The sequence below is a fragment of the Pseudoalteromonas fuliginea genome (assembly GCF_000690055.1).
In the GTDB taxonomy this organism is placed as follows: domain Bacteria; phylum Pseudomonadota; class Gammaproteobacteria; order Enterobacterales; family Alteromonadaceae; genus Pseudoalteromonas; species Pseudoalteromonas fuliginea.
In genome coordinates this window covers 111,157-129,118 of the sequence record NZ_JJNZ01000017.1, presented here as the reverse complement: position 1 = coordinate 129,118, position 17,962 = coordinate 111,157, and the positions used below count along the sequence as shown (strand labels likewise).

At 38.5% G+C, this 17,962-nt stretch carries 13 protein-coding genes; 1 reads left to right on the top strand and 12 read right to left on the bottom strand.

Features of this window, described 5'->3' with window-relative positions; all coding sequences use genetic code 11:
* Positions 1 to 28: 28 nt before the first annotated feature.
* The 8 genes from DC53_RS14660 to DC53_RS14695 all read right to left on the bottom strand — a co-directional run bounded on the left by DC53_RS14660 (position 29) and on the right by DC53_RS14695 (position 7,627).
* Positions 29 to 511 (bottom strand): hypothetical protein, encoded by a 483-nt coding sequence (locus tag DC53_RS14660; protein WP_007377706.1) that lies wholly within the window; start codon positions 509 to 511, stop codon positions 29 to 31.
* Positions 512 to 539: 28 nt separating this feature from the next.
* The gene (locus DC53_RS14665) at positions 540 to 1,034 is read right to left on the bottom strand and encodes a hypothetical protein (protein WP_033028850.1); all 495 of its coding nucleotides are present in this window, start codon (positions 1,032 to 1,034) and stop codon (positions 540 to 542) included.
* 62 nt (positions 1,035 to 1,096) lie between these two features.
* Positions 1,097 to 3,220 (bottom strand): hypothetical protein, encoded by a 2,124-nt coding sequence (locus DC53_RS14670; RefSeq protein ID WP_033028849.1) that lies wholly within the window; start codon positions 3,218 to 3,220, stop codon positions 1,097 to 1,099.
* Between the two features lie 111 nt (positions 3,221 to 3,331).
* Positions 3,332 to 3,958 carry a Pvc16 family protein gene (locus DC53_RS14675; RefSeq protein ID WP_033028848.1) on the bottom strand — a complete coding sequence of 209 codons (627 nt, stop codon included), beginning with the start codon at positions 3,956 to 3,958 and terminating at the stop codon, positions 3,332 to 3,334.
* A complete protein-coding gene (locus DC53_RS14680) occupies positions 3,936 to 5,921 on the bottom strand; it encodes an ATP-binding protein (RefSeq protein WP_007378998.1) in 1,986 nt (661 codons plus the stop codon). The genes DC53_RS14675 and DC53_RS14680 overlap by 23 nt, the downstream gene beginning before the upstream one ends.
* A 1-nt stretch (position 5,922) precedes the next feature.
* The gene (locus tag DC53_RS14685; protein WP_007378997.1) at positions 5,923 to 6,354 is read right to left on the bottom strand and encodes a glycoside hydrolase family protein; all 432 of its coding nucleotides are present in this window, start codon (positions 6,352 to 6,354) and stop codon (positions 5,923 to 5,925) included.
* A 2-nt stretch (positions 6,355 to 6,356) separates the two neighbouring features.
* On the bottom strand, positions 6,357 to 6,899 hold the full coding sequence (locus tag DC53_RS14690; RefSeq protein ID WP_239462842.1) for a UpxY family transcription antiterminator: 543 nt from the start codon (positions 6,897 to 6,899) through the stop codon (positions 6,357 to 6,359).
* A 164-nt stretch (positions 6,900 to 7,063) separates the two neighbouring features.
* Entirely contained in the window at positions 7,064 to 7,627 is a 564-nt protein-coding gene (locus tag DC53_RS14695; protein ID WP_007378995.1) for an RNA polymerase sigma factor, read from the bottom strand.
* A gap of 1,289 nt (positions 7,628 to 8,916) precedes the next feature.
* Here DC53_RS14695 and DC53_RS14700 point away from each other — a divergent pair.
* On the top strand, positions 8,917 to 9,753 hold the full coding sequence (locus DC53_RS14700) for a mechanosensitive ion channel family protein (RefSeq protein ID WP_033028846.1): 837 nt from the start codon (positions 8,917 to 8,919) through the stop codon (positions 9,751 to 9,753).
* Positions 9,754 to 10,360: 607 nt separating this feature from the next.
* Here the strand turns inward: DC53_RS14700 and tldD are convergent.
* From tldD to rng, 4 genes are read right to left on the bottom strand one after another with little or no spacing between them, the layout of a single operon-like run.
* Positions 10,361 to 11,800, bottom strand: a complete 1,440-nt coding sequence (gene tldD / locus DC53_RS14705) for a metalloprotease TldD (protein ID WP_007378598.1) — start codon at positions 11,798 to 11,800, stop codon at positions 10,361 to 10,363.
* Positions 11,797 to 12,636, bottom strand: a complete 840-nt coding sequence (locus DC53_RS14710; RefSeq protein WP_033028845.1) for a carbon-nitrogen hydrolase family protein — start codon at positions 12,634 to 12,636, stop codon at positions 11,797 to 11,799. The genes tldD and DC53_RS14710 overlap by 4 nt, the downstream gene beginning before the upstream one ends.
* On the bottom strand, positions 12,633 to 16,490 hold the full coding sequence (locus DC53_RS14715; RefSeq protein ID WP_033028844.1) for a YhdP family protein: 3,858 nt from the start codon (positions 16,488 to 16,490) through the stop codon (positions 12,633 to 12,635). Before DC53_RS14715 ends, DC53_RS14710 begins: the two co-directional genes overlap by 4 nt.
* On the bottom strand, positions 16,490 to 17,962 hold the full coding sequence (rng, locus tag DC53_RS14720; protein ID WP_007378601.1) for a ribonuclease G: 1,473 nt from the start codon (positions 17,960 to 17,962) through the stop codon (positions 16,490 to 16,492). Before rng ends, DC53_RS14715 begins: the two co-directional genes overlap by 1 nt.

Below are 17,962 nucleotides of genomic sequence, written 5' to 3'. Positions count from 1 at the left end.
ATAAGATGTCAATGAATAAAAAGCAGCATTAATGCATTTTAATAATGTAACGAATCGGTTGAATGGGGTTATCCACCAACGGTGCCAAACTAGGAGTACCGTTTAGGCCATCGCAGGCTAAAAAGCCGTCGGGGATTTGTGCGCCGCAGTAGAGTAAAATACAGCCAATTGGCACGCTAACTTGTTGGGTATTTGCGTTAGCCGCACTGTAGTTTGATGTTTCATAAACTCGGCTGGTTGGTGTTGTGGCGCTTGATGAAGGGGCACCGAGTAGCTGCCCCTCTACAATTAAATCGCCTTGAATACACACACTTTGTTGAAAAACTGCATTGTTATGATGGTGTTCTTGCAGTAAAAAGGTCAGTACTTGCCCCGCTGCAGATGACTTCTTCGTAATGCCATCATCACTTTGAATAAACGCTGCATCTAAAAACTCGGCAAACTGCGCCTGGGTTGGTTTTGCACCTGTAATGAAGTAGTGTTTTAGCTTTTCTCGAAAGGTCGTAAACATGGCTTAGTTGTACCGTATAATTACGTGATTACGCAATTACACGCTCTTGCCATATATCGTTGGAGAGGTTGAATATACTGTGTTTTTGTACTAAATCATTTTCAACTAATTTAAGTACAACAACGGCAACATCGCCTAAATATCGTTTTAAAGCAGGGTCTAGGTCGTACGTTTTAAAACCAGCCCCATCATCAAAAATGGTGATTGGATAAATACCGCGATCAGAACCATTTTTAACCAAAAAGTAATCCCCCGTGTAAAACTCTGTTGCGCCAAACATGGCAGGCTCAACCGGGGTCACTGGAAAGTCATCACTAGCGGCGACTACACGACCAGCATAGCCAAGCACATCTGCAATATCTTCTACCCTGTGTAAGTCAGTTGTTTGCATACCTAAATATTGGTTCATATCAGCACGAACCTGATAAATAACACTATTTAATAAGTTTAGGCTTCTAGCTTTATTACTATCACGAGCACTCAGTTCTTCAAGTTTTTGGATCACGTTTACAAAATTATTCATAGGGTTTTCCTTTTAGAGGGAGGGGGTGTTTGAATTGATGACTAAATTAATAACTGGTTGCCTTAGAGAAAGAATTTGCCAGTTGAGTCATAGGAATAAAAAATGTCATTTACTTTGTATAAATCATAATAAGCATGTGAGCTGTTGAGCAATATTGTAAGGCTGGAGTTATCTGCAAATTTAAGAATAACTTGGCTGTTTGTCCCCCAAGTTCCACTAAAGTCCTGCACCCTAAAATAGGTGACTTTTTCATCAATTATAGCTGTCAATGTAGTGTCATCTGTAAGATCTAAAAAATGAATGGAATTTGCGTCAATAGTAAAGTCAGTAGTGTGTACTTGAGGGTTAATATTAAGCATTTGGTTTTGAAGCTGTTGCCCAAGCGAAGTTAAGTTTTGCTTTAATAAAGCACTATCAATAACCTTATCAACTCTGCCATTAGCGAGATCATTAGCTGAAGCGAAATTTACACTGAAGCGGTTTTTACTCTGTATAAGCCCATCACCAACAGTCACTAAACTGGCTGTCATTTTCCATTGATACTCAAAATCAGCATCATTATCGTAAATAGCCCTAAGCATAAATGCTTGATCTTTATAAATGTCACCTTGAGTTATGATCACCGCATCGCCGTGAACCATGTCAACAGGTTCATAGCGGACTACAGACTGTAAAGAAAATGAGCTTGATAGTTCATTTACTTGCCATATGCGGTTTTCACTCTTATTCGTTTGGGCGTTCAATAACACCAAATCACCATCAACAAGCATATAACCATCAATTTCACTAGGAACGTTATCAATATCGATGTTTTGTGTTGTCTCAACACATGCAATCAGCAGCGGCAACAAATTGGGGCATGTAAGCGCTTCTACTTTTTGATTTAACCAGCCACCGTGTTGTGCGGTAGTCAGCTTGCTTGTATCACCCATTTGAATATCTGCAAACGTTGCAATGGGTAAACTAGTAGTTTGAATATTAGATAACCTAGCCCCATCACCAATAAATTCACCTGCTTCAATGCGCGAATCCGTCACCGTTCCCGCTTGGGTTAAGTCAACTTGCGAAGGGAGATCAATCTGAGGTAAGTTTATAAGGCCAGATCCATCACCAATAAATTCACCTGCTTCAATGCGCGAATCCGTCATCGTTCCCGCTTGGGTTAAGTCAATTTGCGAAGGGAGATCAATCTGAGGTAAGTTTATAAGGCCAGATCCATCACCAATAAATTCACCTGCTTCAATGCGCGAATCCGTCACCGTTCCCGCTTGGGTTAAGTCAATTTGCGAAGGGAGATCAATCTGAGGTAAGTTTATAAGGCCAGATCCATCACCAATAAATTCACCTGCTTTTATGCTTGAATCCGTCACCGTTCCCGCTTGGGTTAAGTCAATTTGCGAAGGGAGATCAATCTGAGGTAAGTTTATAAGGCCTGACCCATCACCAATAAATTCACCTGCTTTTACACTTGAATCAGTGACTAAGCCACTCTGCGTTAAATCTATTTGAGGCGGTAAATGATTGTTGGCAATATTCGTGATTTGTGCGCCATCACCAATTAATTCACCCGCTTTTACACTTGAATCGATGACCAATCCACTCTGCGTTAAATCTATTTGAGGCGGTAAATGATTGTTGGCAATATTGCTTATTTTTGCCCCATCACCAATAAATTCACCTGCTTTTACACTTGAATCGGTGACCAATCCACTCTGCGTTAAATCTATTTGAGGCGGTAAATGATTGTTGGCTATATTGCTTATTTTTGCCCCATCACCAATTAATTCATCCGCTTTTACACTTGAATCGGTGACCAATCCACTCTGCGTTAAATCTATTTGAGGCGGTAAATGATTGTTGGCAATATTCGTGATTTGTGCGCCATCACCAATTAATTCACCCGCTTTTACACTTGAATCGGTGACCAACCCACTCTGCGTTAAATCTATTTTCGACGGTAAATGATTGTTGGCAATATTCGTGATTTGTGCGCCATTAGCTATAACCTCTTTCACTTTAAGCGATGAATTTTCTCCAATTTGAGTTAAATCTATCTGCTCTGGTAAACGATCATTATTGATACTGCTTGTTGCCGTATCAATTAGATCCCCAAATTCTTGTTGAGTAGGGATATCACCACGCTGAAAGTAGCTTTTTAATCGTTCATTGAGTTCTGAAGTACTCATAATATTCCTCTGTAATCTAATAAATAAATGATGATTTCAGCCGCTGAGCTGAATGCTCAACAACTGCCGATTAAATTATGGGATCTGTTAGGTGAAATAATTGAGGTTAAATTAAGCTTTGTTATCTAAGAGTTTATTAATTTCTTTTACTATTGGCAGTTGTACTGGCTCAAATACTGGCATAGGCAAAGAGAGCGTATAGAGAATGGTTGCTTTAGGCGTACTCCCGAGTGCCTGCCATACTTGCCCAGTTACTTTTTCACTGTACTCATTACCGAATATTTGGCTGCGGATACCATAAGGTGATATATCAATTTGTTGTGTGAGTAGTAACTCTTCAGGTAGAAAATCGTACCGTCCTATACCTGCAATTAAATAGCCCATGATCAAATGCTCTATCGCAGCGCTTTGCTGTGGGTTTTTACTCCAAACGGTTAGCATATAAGTCAATGACACAAATTTAGGCTCAATGAATTGTGTACGGTGAGTTTGCGTAAAATTTATTTGCGTACGAGGTGGCTCACTTTGACGACGCTGAATATCTTCAGTTATACCAACTAAATAACAATTTATTGCGGGGTCGCTGCCTAAACTAGTAGTAAATTCATTATCTGGCGCTTGAAAGCTCAATACAATAGAAGTATCTACTACATCATCGTTATTATTGAGCGATAAAACTTTGTCTTTAATAAACGAATCAAGTGCCTGTTGTACTTTATAAATTAAGGTTGCGTCCATTGTGCCCTCCCGTTAACCACGTTGATAAAGATTGCTGGGTCATAAAGCCGGCATGTTGTTTTGAGAGTTCTCTATGTAATGCATTGGCAATCTCGGCTCGACTAATCAACTTTTTGTCAGCGATCAAACTTTGCAACAATGCCATTTCGCAGATATTGATTATTTGCGCAGCACTGAGCTCAAACAATGCTGCAAGTTGGCTAATGCCTTGGCATAAATCACTATCTGCATTGGTGCTTAAATTACGCTGCCAAATATCAACGCGCTGCTGTTTATCAGGTAAAGTAAACTCAATTACCCCTTGAAAGCGACGTAAAAATGCCTCATCAAGGTTACTTTTAAAGTTAGTACTTAGTAACAACAAGCCCGTGTAGTGTTCCATACGTTGAAGTAGGTAACTTACGCCCATATTGGCGTTTTTATCATGGCTTGACTCTACCTCGCTGCGTTTTGCAAAAATCGCATCTGCTTCGTCAAACATGAGTACCGCATTATATTTCTGAGCTGAATCAAATAGCTTAGCTAAGTGCTTTTCAGTTTCACCTATCCATTTACTGGCAATATTGGCCAAATTAACTATGTACAGTGGTAGTTGCAATTCACCTGCAATGGCTTCTGCGGCCATAGATTTACCAGTGCCTGGTTTACCCCAAAATAGCGCTTTACATCCTTGATTAAAACTAGGTAGACGCTGTTGTAATGAAGCTTTAAAATTAATTCTGGCGATTAACTCCTGCAATTGCACCGTAATTTTGTCATTCAATATCATGTCGTCGAGGGTAAAGCGCGCTTGACACAATTTAGCTAGTTCATCGCAGTGTTGACTTTGCGCTGAAAAACACAGCGCTTGCAATGTTTCCCAGTAATCTTGTTCATCACTTTTATCTGCCTTAGCATTGTTTGCTAGCTGCTTCATATGAGGTAACGCTACGGGATATTTAGCCACCAACTGCTGAGCTTGGGCTTTATCTAAATGCGTATGTTGCTCGCTATTACATAACGACAACCAAGCCTCTTTTAATTGTGACAAATTTGGTACTTGTACTTTAATTTTTAATGATTGCGTAAATACCTCGTCAAACAAGGGGCTAGCTGTTGTTGTTATTAACGCCAATTTTGTACATTGCTCAACTAGAGTATTTAATTGAATTAAGTTGTGTTGTAACAAGCTACCAATTTCGGGCCAATACAATAATACTGGTTGCGTTTGAGCTATGAGCTGTAAGCAGGCAAATTCATGCGCTAAATGAGATATGTTGAAACCATTGTTTGGCTCTGCTACATAGTGTGCCAACGTGGTATCGCACCGTAATGCCAACTGCTGAGTATACCAGGCGGTTATTTCATCATTTTCACTGTCGATAATAAGTAATGATTGAGCTGCAACCTCTTCTGGTAAACTAAAACAACTATCAAATACTGGGTCCTGCGCCGTGTCTACTAAAGTAAAGAAACTAAGGTAATCACAGCTTGTAGTACCACATTGCAAAAATTCATGTAAATAAGGGGCAATATTCACTGCGCTTTGTAAACCTATACTCTCATTTGTTAGGTATATTAACCCCCATTTAAACAATGCTGATTTAGGGCCAAATTCTGCTATGGTGTTGTATTTATTTAAAGATTCGTCCACTAATGTTACTAACTTATCTAAACTCAATGTTGGCCCTTGCTCAAACCAACTTAATCCTAAAAATGGGGCTATTACGTCTGGATCTTGAACTTGAATATAAACAAGTGCTAGCAACTTAGTTTCAGAATGAGACAACGAAAATAAATCAGTAAGATGGTTAAACCGTGGCATAAAAATTAGTTTATTTAACTGCTCATGTAGCTCTTTAACAGTATCACTTAGATGTTCATCTTGTGCTTTTAGCGCACTACCAAACTGATAGAGATGATAAGCAACTCGCCGCTCTTGCTCTGAATGAGGCACTTGTAATTGAGGTATAATGGCACTCATATCACTCTCCTAGAGCCATTTTTTGTGCCAGCTCATCAGCTCTCACTCCAACCTGCTTAGCCCATCTAGAGTCAAGCATTTCAGCCGCTGCTAAAGGGTAATTTTTATCTTCCAGTGCCCTGAGCATATTTTTAAACTTACATAGCCCTGCAACCCCAAGATTAAACGCCATATCTAGCAAAATAATCTTTTTAGTTTCATTCAATAATTTGAAAACGCGAATATGCACTGCAACCTGTGCTATAACATTATTAATGTCATTGTTTAATAGGTAATCTACCTCATCCAATGACAAACCTTTATCTTCTAAGTTACGGCCAATACCGATCGTTAATTTTCCTTCGGTACATCTATATGGTTTTAATGATAACCCCTCATAACGCAATAATTGGGCTTTCAGCGTTTGTATATTTGTTTCACTTAGATACGCCATAATTAAACCTCAACAATCGGTTTCAATAGCATTTCAGGTAAAGTTAGCATCATACTTTGCGCTAATCCCTCGACTTCAATTGCGACTAATTGTTGATTACGTCGCTCAACCAGAATACCGCAATACCCTTGTAAATTACCGCTAACAATTTCCACTTTAGTTCCTACTAGCAAACGATTAGACAGCACTTCAACCACTTTACCTGTAGATATAAAACGTTGAATTTTTTTCATTTCTTGCTGAGAAATCACAGCTGGTAGATTATTAAATTTAATATATGAAACGAAACCTGGTAGGCGTTTTAACTGTTGAAATTCATTACCGTCAATATAAACAAATACGTATGATTTAAATAACGGTACGCTTACCACTTTGGTTCGGTCACTCCATTGGCGGGCCTGATCTATTAAAGGCAAAAATGCTTCACAATCACTTTGCAAAAGATTGACCTGTACAGCAAATTTTTTCTCACTATTGGCTTTGGTATAAACCACAAACCACTGCCTTTCATTTTTCATATTAATGCTCCAGCCAAGCTCCGCCACATCAATCCCAGCTAAGGTGATGCGAATGTTCGATTTAAATTTGGGTATCTTGGTCAGATACCCCGTTATTTGAATAACGGGGTATTCATCTGTTTGTGAAAAAGATTTTTTAAATTATTTTGTGGTTACAAGCCAAGAAAAACCGATGACCTGAACATGAGGGCTTATACATACTGTAATGCACTTAGTTTCTTACGAGCCAATTGCACACGCTTTCTTGCATTTTCTTGGCTAATTTGTAATTGGTTTGCTATTTCTGAGTACTCCATTTCATAAATAAATTTATACTGGATCACTTGCTTTAAATCATTAGGCAAATCATTAATGGCATCCATCAACTTCTGATATAGGTGAATACGTTCATACTCACTTTCCAATGTTTGTGACTGGCTCTCCGTAAAATAAAACTGTGTTGAGGAGCTGTTGGCTTGTTTCACTAAATCGCTTTCTTTACTATTTAAGCGATGTATATCCATACAGATGTTATGGGCTATCCGACAAAGCCAAGCAAACATGTTTTCTATTTGAGAGCTGTCTTGTATATAAACTTTAAGCGCTTTTTCACACGCTTGTGCCATGGCGTCTTCAACTCGATCTTGGTCGCTATATAACCATTTATAGCAACAAGCCCGCACTCGTTTTTCATAATCTGACCAAATAACCCAAAACTTTAGGTGGGGATTAGTTTCAAGCTGAACGCTTGAATGGGAACTCCTTGATAAAAACATCATCTCTCCGCTTTAAATTGAATTTACGAAGCGATGACGTAGAACCAAGAGTTATGTGAACAAAAATAAAACAAAAGAAAAACAAAAAAATAACAAAATGTAGTTATTTATCATTAATCGTGTTTTTCTTACTTGTCTGTATTTAAGGAAATAATAGTATTACTTTTTTGATTCGTGTCTATTACAAAGCATTACAACAAAAAAGCGCCAATATATTGCAAGGTAGAGGAGTGATAAAAACTAATAATCGCTTTTATTACTGTATGTAGTTTTAATTATTAGAATAGCGTTATAAATTAAAGTCTGTGAACTTAAACCTCATCAAATAAAACTGCACTGACAAAAAATTAGCAGTTCTAGTCTCAATAGGACGGTTCAATACCTTCTAACTTATAAGTAGTTGTTTTGTTATTTCCGACTTATAAAATATGGGTTAAATGGAGCTTATGAAGTAAAGGGAAAGTACTTAGTGAAATAAATTTAATGCTTGATAAGTATTCTAATTCTATATTGCGCGTACTTAAATAAAAGCCGGAAATACGTATCTAGCAGCTTGTCTTATCGATTAAAACCACAATACCCATCTTCACTTGAAATGCGTGCTTCACACTAAATTATCTATAGGATCTGGACTATTCCACCACGGTACATCTAATTTACTCTCGATAAAATACAAGCAAAGGCATTATTGATGTTAAATAGCCTTTAATACCAACTGACATAAGTACCGGTACAATTTAACGAATTCCCCTTCCAATAGCGTTGTTATAATTTTTATTTAAAACAACTAGATATAAAAAATATTACCTAGTCTTTAAGTATTAAAATTTATTTAACCTAGGGCTGCACATGTTTGGTATTTATACTGCTTTATCGCCTATTGATGGGGGTAACCGCACAACATAGGCTAACCCTTACCTAAAAGATAAACAGACTCTAGTTATAGTGCAATTTACCTATCGTTAAATAGACCTCATATCTAAATAACCTGAACTCTGGATAATAAATTTATCTCAAGCAGTTGTTTTCAGCGCTAACTGCGTTTAATTTACTGAAATCTCTAGCTAGAGAGAAATAAACTTAAATATCACTGTAGTTCAATATGTTAGTAAACCTCTTAACCAGAGATCAAATAGAGTAGGTTGGTTTAACCATTGAAAATTACTGATAAAAACGAATACTCCTTAGCATTAATTTGCTAAAGGGTTTTTATTTGCGTTAAATTAGCCCATTGGCAAAATAAATCAATAAACTGGTCGTGTTTATCAACTTTAAACCATTAGGAATTTATGACTAAAGATATATTACTGCATCCGTTTCTTCTCTCACTAATAATGTTAACAATTGCATTTGTGCTTAAGATACTTGTCGATAAGTTAGCAAAAAGTCGCGCCGAGAAAAAAGAAAAAGATATTCGCTACATCGCGCATAATATTAAGCACTTTATTAACTTTGTAATGGTGATATCACTTCTCTTTGTATGGTCTACAGAGATTCAAAACTTTGCACTTTCTATTGCTGCTTTTGCTGTAGCGATTGTACTTGCAACGCGTGAATTTATTCAGTGTGTAATAGGCTTTTTTTACCTAGTAACAACACGCCCATTTAGAGTGGGTGATTGGATACAAGTTGGTGATTACTTTGGTGAAGTTGCTGAAACCGATTGGATAAAAACAACCATGCATGAAATTGATATACATACTTATCAATTTTCGAGAAAAACCATATATATACCAAATAATAAGCTGATTACCAGCTCGATTAAAAACTTAAACTTTGTAAAACGCTTTGTTACACATCATTTTATTATTGTCCGAAGAGAGAGCTTTAACCCGTACCCTATTCACGACACATTAACTGAACAGGCTAAGCTGTACTGCGAAGAGTTTCAAGAAGTAGCAAGCCGCTATAATTCGATGATTGAGCGTAAACTTGATGCAAAAATATCTGGTCCAGAGCCTGTAATTCACTTTGGTACAACCGATTTAGGTGAGTTTAAAGCAAGCTTTACCTTGTTTTGTCCTACAGAAAAAGCGCTTGAGATAGAGCACAAATTAACAGAGTGCTTTTTTTCGTTATGGTATAAAGAGGCTGAAAAAACTAAAGGGGATGAGGGAGAAGTATAAACCTCACCTACCCAAAGTAAAAATACAAATCGTAGGTGCGAATTTATTTCGCGCTCTATTTCTGAGCCTATATTTAAAAAGCGAGGTGTAAAACCTCACCTACACAGAGTAAAAATGCAAATTGTAGGTGCGAATTTATTTCGCGCTCTATTTCTGAGCCTATATTTAAAAAGCGAGGTGTAAAACCTCACCTACCCAGAGTAAGAATGCAAATCGTAGGTGCGAATTTATTTCGTGCTCTATTTCTGAGCGTATATTTAAAAAGCGAGTGTAAAACCTCACCTACCCAGAGTAAAAATACAAATCGTAGGTGCGAGTTTATTTCGCGCTCTATTTCTAAGTCTGTATTTAAAAAGCGAGGTGTAAAACCTCACCTACCCAAAGTAAGAATGCAAATCGTAGGTGCGAATTTATTTCGCGCTCTATTTCTAAGTCTGTATTTAAAAAGCGAGGTGTGAAACCTCACCTACAATAAACATCAAGCATATAAGTGCGAATTTACTTCGCGCATAGAGCCCAGCTTAAACGTAAAAAGCGAGGTGTAAAACCTCACCTACAATAAACGTCAAGCACGTAGGTACGAATTCACTTCGCGCTTGAGTAATATTTAAGCTGTACCACCGACCGTTAACTGATCAATTTTAAGGCTTGGTTGGCCTACGCCTACCGGTACGCTTTGACCATCTTTACCACAAACACCAACACCTTTATCAAGTGCTAAGTCGTTACCAACCATAGATATTTGCTGCATTACTTCTGGTCCATTACCAATAAGCGTTGCGCCTTTAATTGGCTGGGTAATTTTACCATTTTCGATTAAATACGCTTCTGATGCGCTAAATACAAACTTACCTGAGGTTATATCAACTTGTCCGCCGCCAAAGTTAGGCGCGAATACCCCTTTTTTAACACTACTGATAATATCGGCTTGGCTGTGCTCACCACCTAACATGTAGGTGTTAGTCATGCGAGGCATTGGTAAATGCGCATAAGACTCACGACGTGCGTTACCGGTAGGATTTACACCCATTAAACGCGCGTTTAGCTTATCTTGCATATAGCCTTTTAAAATACCGTTTTCGATAAGTACGTTGTAAGCAGCTGGTGTGCCTTCATCATCAACATTAAGTGACCCACGGCGATCAGCCATGGTGCCATCATCAACAACAGTACACAGCTCAGATGCTACTTTTTGGCCCACTTTACCACTAAACGCAGACGCGCCTTTGCGGTTAAAGTCGCCTTCAAGTCCATGTCCTACTGCTTCGTGTAAAAGCACACCAGGCCAACCATTACCAAGTACAACTTCCATCGTGCCGGCAGGTGCATCAATAGCTTCAAGATTTACTTTAGCTTGGCGTACAGCTTCTTCAGCAAACTCCATCCAACGCGGTTTACCATCAACAAGCTCTTTAAAATAGCCATAATCTAAACGTGCACCACCGCCTGCGCCGCCGCGTTCACGGCGACCATTTTTTTCAAGCAGTACTGAACAGTTTAAGCGAATAAGTGGGCGAATATCGGTAGCAAACGTGCCATCACTTGCCGCGATTAATACTTCTTCGTATACCGCAGACATTGAGCTAATTACTTGCTCTGCATCGGGTGCTAATTCACGAATGTAGTTTTCAAGTTCGCGTAATAAATTAACCTTGTCGGTATCGCTCATACTCGAAATTGGTTGATGCGGTGCAAACTGCTCTTTAGCTTTAACATCGCTAAATACTTTAATTGCTCTATCTTCGCCAGCATCGGCAATGCTACGCGCTGCTGTTGCCGCTTTATTTAGCGCTTCAAGGTTTATTGCATCAGAGTAAGAAAAACCTGTTTTTTCGCCACTTACAGCACGTACACCAACACCACGTTCAACGTTATAAGAACCTTCTTTAACTAAGCCGTCTTCAAGCACCCACGATTCGTGGTGGCTTGATTGAAAATATAAGTCAGCGTAATCCACTTTATGCTGATGTATGTAAGCGAGCGTTTTTTCGAGCTCTTCTCTATTTAGCAGGCTGTCATGTAGTAAATGCTGTTCAACCGAATTCATAATAAATGCTCTCTAAATCGTTGATGAGACTGCACGGGCATATCTCGTCTAATTTTTTGTAACTGGTCTAAATCTGCGTTGCAGCTTATAAAACCGGTGCCTGTTGGCAATTCACTCAGGATATTTCCCCAAGGTGAAATAATAATACTGTGGCCATATGTTTGTCGGCCATTTTCATGTGTACCGTACTGAGCTGCTGCAACTACATAACATTGTGTTTCTATTGCGCGAGCTGCTAATAATGGCTGCCAATGCGCTTGTCCTGTGACGACTGTAAATGCACTTGGTACTAAAATAATATCGGCGCCTTGGCGTACTAGTTCATTGAATAAGCCACTAAAGCGCAGATCATAACATACTGTTAAGCCTATTTTACCAAAGGGAGAATCAACAACAACCACATCGCTACCTGCTTGGGTAAAATCTGACTCTCGATAGCTACCTGTTTGATCATCTACGTTTACATCAAATAAATGTATTTTGTTATACGTTGCAACCAGCTCGCCTTGATTATTATATAAGTGCGATGCTGCATAATATTTACGTTCGTTAAATGGCTCAGGCATTGTCCCTGCATTTAACCAAATATTATGGTGTTGGCACAATTCACTAAGTTGTAGTTTGTATCGCTCAACTTGCTTAGCAACACGTAACGTATCGTTACCACTTTTACTAAACACTAAAAAAGCCTCAGGCAAACAAACAAGTAATGGTCTTGTTGCTGGAAGTGTTTTAAGTGCACGCTTTAAGCTTGCTATGTTGTTATCAGGGCTTAGCCCTGAACACATTTGCAAGGCAACTATTGTGGGAGTGCTTAGTATTTCAGTTTTGTTCATTGCGTTACTGTTACTTGTGCATCTTTAAGTTTTAAATCGACTGATGCTTGTGGCTGATTTTGCGCAGCTTGAGGAAGCGTAACTTCACGACTTTTTCTGTCGAGTTCTTGAACAATAGGATCGTTCATTTTACCCGTTACTTTAAAGTTGATCTCTGAGATGACGCGCGCAGAATGAATAACTTTATCAATTGCTAAGGCAGCAAGCCCTGTTACTGGGTTGACCATCCATGCAACTATAACCGGAATACTTGAGGTTACCTGTGGCGCTACAGCAAGGTCATAATCTATATCAAGCGTGTTTAAATTTGCATAACCTTTAATAGTTAAATCGGCGGGCACGCCGTCCATTTTGGTATCTTTAGTGTAAGCAATACCGTTTTCTAACTGCATAGAGCCTTGCATACTGTTATAAAAAAAGCCCTTTGAAAAGACATCTCTAAAATCAAGTTTTAGCTTACGTACTAATGAATCAAGACTCAGTAACGAAAATACGCGTGCACCACCATCGCTGATTTCAGTTAAATGACCTTCGCCTAAATCCCACTCAATTTCACCACTTAGACTTTCAACATCAAAGTCGTAAGGGGCCGCTTGCCATGCTAGGCTATAGTTAATATTTGCTTTAGAATCTTTAATAGCCGTAGTGATATCAAACTCATTGAATAAAGAACCGATGTCATCACTTTTTAACTCTCCTGAAAACTCCGTTAAGCCGTTTTCCCACTGTCCTTTAGTGCGCAGTACATGATCGCCTTTATCAACCACCAGTTCTGAAATTAAGAGTCGCTTTCCATCACCTAATAATGAAGCGCTTACCTTATCGAGTTGATAGCGTGCAATTTTACAATCACCACATTCAAACTCTATGGCCGGTAGTTTTGTTAACCAACTTAAATCAGCTATGGGGAATACGTCGGCCACTTCAAACTCTGGCTTAATTTTTTCAGCAAAATTAAGCCTTAAGTAATCGGTATTAATTCGTATGGGCTGGCTCGGTTGAGAGGTTGGAATAAATACATCAGCACGCAACTCTTTAGCATTTAACTTCAAATATAAATCATTTTTAGAAGGTGCTAAACGCATTTCAAAATCATTAAATACAATGTTACTCACATTGATTTTTCCAATGCTTGCTACCACTTCATTTAACGGTGGCATAATGCCAGATGATTGATTTTCAGGGTTTGATCTGGCTGCATTGGTTATTTGATCAATAAGATCAAGCCAAGGCGTTAGCTCTGTTTGCTCAAGATTGATATTTACACTTAAATCTTTTTGATTCAGCCCTAAATCCTGCCCACCTAATATAAAGTGTGCATTACTAAATTGCGGCTTACCGTTTTCTAATATGGCATTGAAATAAAATTGTTGATTGGCATTGGCTGTAATTAAATTTGAAATTTTATCGCCTTGCACAACAGCATCAAGTGCCCATATTTTATCACTCGTTTTACCATACGGTGCAGGTAAATCACTGATTAAACCAATCAGATCTGAACTAACTTGTGCACGATAATTAAAGCCTTGCTCAGTAAAATCAAGTACTACACCAATCTCTACATCACTTTTCCCTTTCAGGTAATCTTTTAAAATACCTTGAGCGCTGTCGATAAGTGTTTCAGCATCTAGCTGAGCGCTTATATCTATATTTACACGATAATCTTCGTTATTACTTTTACTGTCGTAATTAATACTTAACGGCATTCCCAGCCACGTTGCAGTAGCATCTTTGAGGGATATATCATCGTTTTTAAAGTGTAATTCACCGTTTAAATCTTTAAGGTCAATTCCTGGAGTGGCGATATAAAGTGGCAAGCCGTTTAAGCCGACCGTCCCACTCACGCTTGCACCATCTTTAAACTTAGAGCCAACTAATAACTCAATGCTTGCATTAGCTTCTCCTTTACCTTGAACAATACTAAATATTTCAGCAAGTGGGTTGGCAATCGGAGTGGCTGTAAAAAAGTCATGCAATTTTTCCATCGCTACTTTTTTATCTATTTGCACAATGAGTTCATCGGCGTCCATTAAATCAGCAATACTAACTTGTACGCTGTTACCCAAGTCTAAATTGACTAACTTACCTTGCTGGCTATAAATATCCATACGTTCATTGGCAAAATGTAATTGTACATTCGCATTTGTCACTGAAGGCCACTGTGGATCAAACTGGTACGTTGCGTTATCTATTTGCGCAAGTACATCAAATTGCCCTAACCCATCAGTAAATGGAAAGCTTGTAAGCGGGCCTGCAAACAGCACTTGGGCCTTCGTTATTTCTCCAGCTTTAATTGCGCCATTTAAGTAACTTACAAGCTCAGGGCTCATTGCTTTTAGCGGGAAGTAATGCCCTGCAATATTGGCATCTGGTGCAAATGCTTCTGCATATAAATCTAAACGAGGCGTATCCCCGAGGCTCAGCTGCATTTCAGCAGCAAGTGTTATTTCATTATTATCAAACCAAATTTCATCACTACTGATGTGCCAACCTTCTTTTCGATTTACTAAATCTAAATCGATATTAATTTGATTATATTGGATATCATTACTAAAGTTTTCGCCAGTAACAAGCGTGCCATTTTCGCCAAATAAGCTAATACGTCCGCTTGCTTGATTTACAAGACCACTTACTCTTAACCCTTGAGCAGCCGGTACTGAATCGAGTTCTTGCCAACCAATATTGTCAGCCTCAAACCATAGCTGCCACTGCTCAACGCTTTCAAAATTTAAATATGCTTGTTTAATCAAACCACTTGGTTCACGCTCTAAAAAAGGGGCTAAACCATTAAAATTAGTTAATCCAGCTAAATTATTTAGTAGCTCTAAATCAACTTGCTGTAACCATACTTTGTTTTGCGCATCTAGCTTTGCTTCAAACTCTAAACTTGGCCAAGCCTTGCTGTTACTAGCAAATGTTAAACCTGTACTTTTTAAGCGCCAGCCATTTTGCTCTGGGTATAAATGAAATCCCCCTTCGCTTAAACTAACTTGTTGATTTTTTTCTTCATACTGCCAACGCACAAAGCTTGGTAACCATTGCACTTTTATATCGCTAAATAGCCCTTTTTCGAGCTTAAACCAAGCTTGTAAATTTATATCACTGTGTAATTGCTGCTTTTCACTTGTTATGTATTGCGCTAACCAGTTAGATACATCTACTTTATTTGCTTGCACATACATATCACCAATCACCTTTTCCAAGGTCTTACCCGATAAAGCAATGCGCGCATCAAAATTACCAACTGAGATACCAGGCAATGCCAAGCTACCACTGCCGAGGTGTTTTTTATCTTCATTTTGCCAAGTAATATTTTTAAGCATTACTTTACGCTCTTTACCATCTTCAAGTATGAAGTTGACGCTTGAATTCTCAATTGCAAAATGCCCAGTTTCACCTAAAAAAAGACCTTCAATGAGTTCTTTTTGTTCAAAAGAAACTTCACCTTGCTCATTGCCATTAAATAAGTTGCCCACATTAACGCTGGTGTGAAAGCCACTAATAACAAAATAATTAGATTTTAACTGTAGCGTTTTTAAGCTTTCCCACAAATTAAGCTCTAAACTGGTTTTTGCGATGGTAAGAGAAATAGGAGCCGTTTCATTATCTTTAAAGGATAAATCTTCAAGAACCAAAGCGGGGCCACTACCCTGCCAACTTGCTGAAATAGAACCAATTGAAAGGCTGACATCAAATTTACTGTGTAAGTAAGTTTCAATATCGCCTTTATAGTCATTAGCATAAGGAAGTGTATATTTTAAAATAGAAACAATAACGGCCAGTAATACCAAAATTATGGCGCAGGTTTGCCATAACTTTCTAAAACAAAAAAAACAGACCGCTTTTGCTTTCATTACATCATTACCACATCAAACTGTTCTTGGCTGTATAAACTCTCGGTTTGAATATGTACTTGCTTACCAATAAAAAGCTCAAGTTCCGCTAGGTTATGATATTCGTCATTAAGTAAAGATTCACTCACTGCTGGGGCAGCGTATACCATAAATTTATCGGCTGCGTAAGCACGATTAACGCGCACTATCTCGCGTAATATTTCATAGCACACTGTTTCAACTGTTTTTTGCGAACCACGACCTGAACATGCAGGACATACATCACATAAAATATGTTCTAGACTTTCGCGCGTACGCTTACGGGTCATTTCCACTAAACCGAGTGCAGAAAGACCATTTATATTCGTTTTGGTGCAATCTTTCGATAACGCAGATTCAAGCGAATGTAATACGCGGCGTTTGTGGTCTTCGCTTACCATATCAATAAAATCGATAATAATAATGCCGCCTAAATTACGTAGTCTGAGTTGACGGGCGATAGCCGAAGTAGCTTCTACATTGGTATTAAAAATAGTTTCTTCTAAATTACGATGGCCAACAAAAGCTCCAGTGTTTACATCAACCGTGGTCATCGCTTCGGTTTGATCAATAATGATATAACCGCCCGATTTTAACGTTACTTTACGATGTAATGCTTTTTGAATTTCATTTTCGACATCAAACAAATCAAATATTGGGCGCTCACCTGGATAATACTCAAGTACTTTAGAAAGCTGTGGTACAAACTCATCAGTAAATAACTTAAGCTCTTGATAAGTCAATTTTGAATCGACACGAATACGCTCCATGTCTTCACCTACATAATCACGAAGCGTTCTGAACGCAAGTGTTAAGTCTTCATGTAAGATGCTCGCTTTACTTGTTTTTTTTCTGCGAGATACTATTTTTTCCCATAACTTTCTTAAAAATTCAGCGTCATGCCTTAGCTCAGCTTCGATTGCCCCTTCGGCTGCTGTACGCACAATAAAACTGCCATTTTCATCGCCATATTCCGCAACTATTTTTTTAAGGCGTGCACGCTCTTCTTCGGTTTCGATGCGTTGGCTAACTCCTACATGAGTAGCATCGGGCATAAATACTAAATAACGAGAAGGAATTGTTATATCTGTGGTGAGTCTTGCACCTTTAGTACCAAGCGGATCTTTAACCACTTGCACCATAATGTATTGACCTTGGCGAACTAACTCACGAATATCTTGTACTTTTTTTATCGGAGTGTCGTCAACGCCTTCTACAATTGATGCGCTGTTTACGATATCTGACGCATGCAAAAAGGCCGCTTTTTCAAGGCCTATATCAACAAAAGCAGCTTGCATTCCTGGTAATACACGACTTATTTTCCCTAAGTAAATATTACCAACAATACCGAGGTTGCCAATACGCTCAAGTTGAATTTCTTGTAATACACCGTTTTCTATTAAGGCAACACGGCTTTCGCTTGGTGTGACATTGATCAGTAATTCTGTACTCAT

What these genes read in the sequence shown, in the direction of transcription:
- DC53_RS14660 (WP_007377706.1), bottom strand. Translation starts at nt 511, where the DNA reads ATGTTTACGACCTTTCGAGAAAAGCTAAAACACTACTTCATTACAGGT.
- DC53_RS14665 (WP_033028850.1), bottom strand. Translation starts at nt 1,034, where the DNA reads ATGAATAATTTTGTAAACGTGATCCAAAAACTTGAAGAACTGAGTGCT.
- DC53_RS14670 (WP_033028849.1), bottom strand. Translation starts at nt 3,220, where the DNA reads ATGAGTACTTCAGAACTCAATGAACGATTAAAAAGCTACTTTCAGCGT.
- DC53_RS14675 (WP_033028848.1), bottom strand. Translation starts at nt 3,958, where the DNA reads ATGGACGCAACCTTAATTTATAAAGTACAACAGGCACTTGATTCGTTT.
- DC53_RS14680 (WP_007378998.1), bottom strand. Translation starts at nt 5,921, where the DNA reads ATGAGTGCCATTATACCTCAATTACAAGTGCCTCATTCAGAGCAAGAG.
- DC53_RS14685 (WP_007378997.1), bottom strand. Translation starts at nt 6,354, where the DNA reads ATGGCGTATCTAAGTGAAACAAATATACAAACGCTGAAAGCCCAATTA.
- DC53_RS14695 (WP_007378995.1), bottom strand. Translation starts at nt 7,627, where the DNA reads ATGTTTTTATCAAGGAGTTCCCATTCAAGCGTTCAGCTTGAAACTAAT.
- DC53_RS14700 (WP_033028846.1), top strand. Translation starts at nt 8,917, where the DNA reads ATGACTAAAGATATATTACTGCATCCGTTTCTTCTCTCACTAATAATG.
- tldD (WP_007378598.1), bottom strand. Translation starts at nt 11,800, where the DNA reads ATGAATTCGGTTGAACAGCATTTACTACATGACAGCCTGCTAAATAGA.
- DC53_RS14710 (WP_033028845.1), bottom strand. Translation starts at nt 12,636, where the DNA reads ATGAACAAAACTGAAATACTAAGCACTCCCACAATAGTTGCCTTGCAA.
- DC53_RS14715 (WP_033028844.1), bottom strand. Translation starts at nt 16,490, where the DNA reads ATGAAAGCAAAAGCGGTCTGTTTTTTTTGTTTTAGAAAGTTATGGCAA.
- rng (WP_007378601.1), bottom strand. Translation starts at nt 17,962, where the DNA reads ATGAGTACAGAATTACTGATCAATGTCACACCAAGCGAAAGCCGTGTT.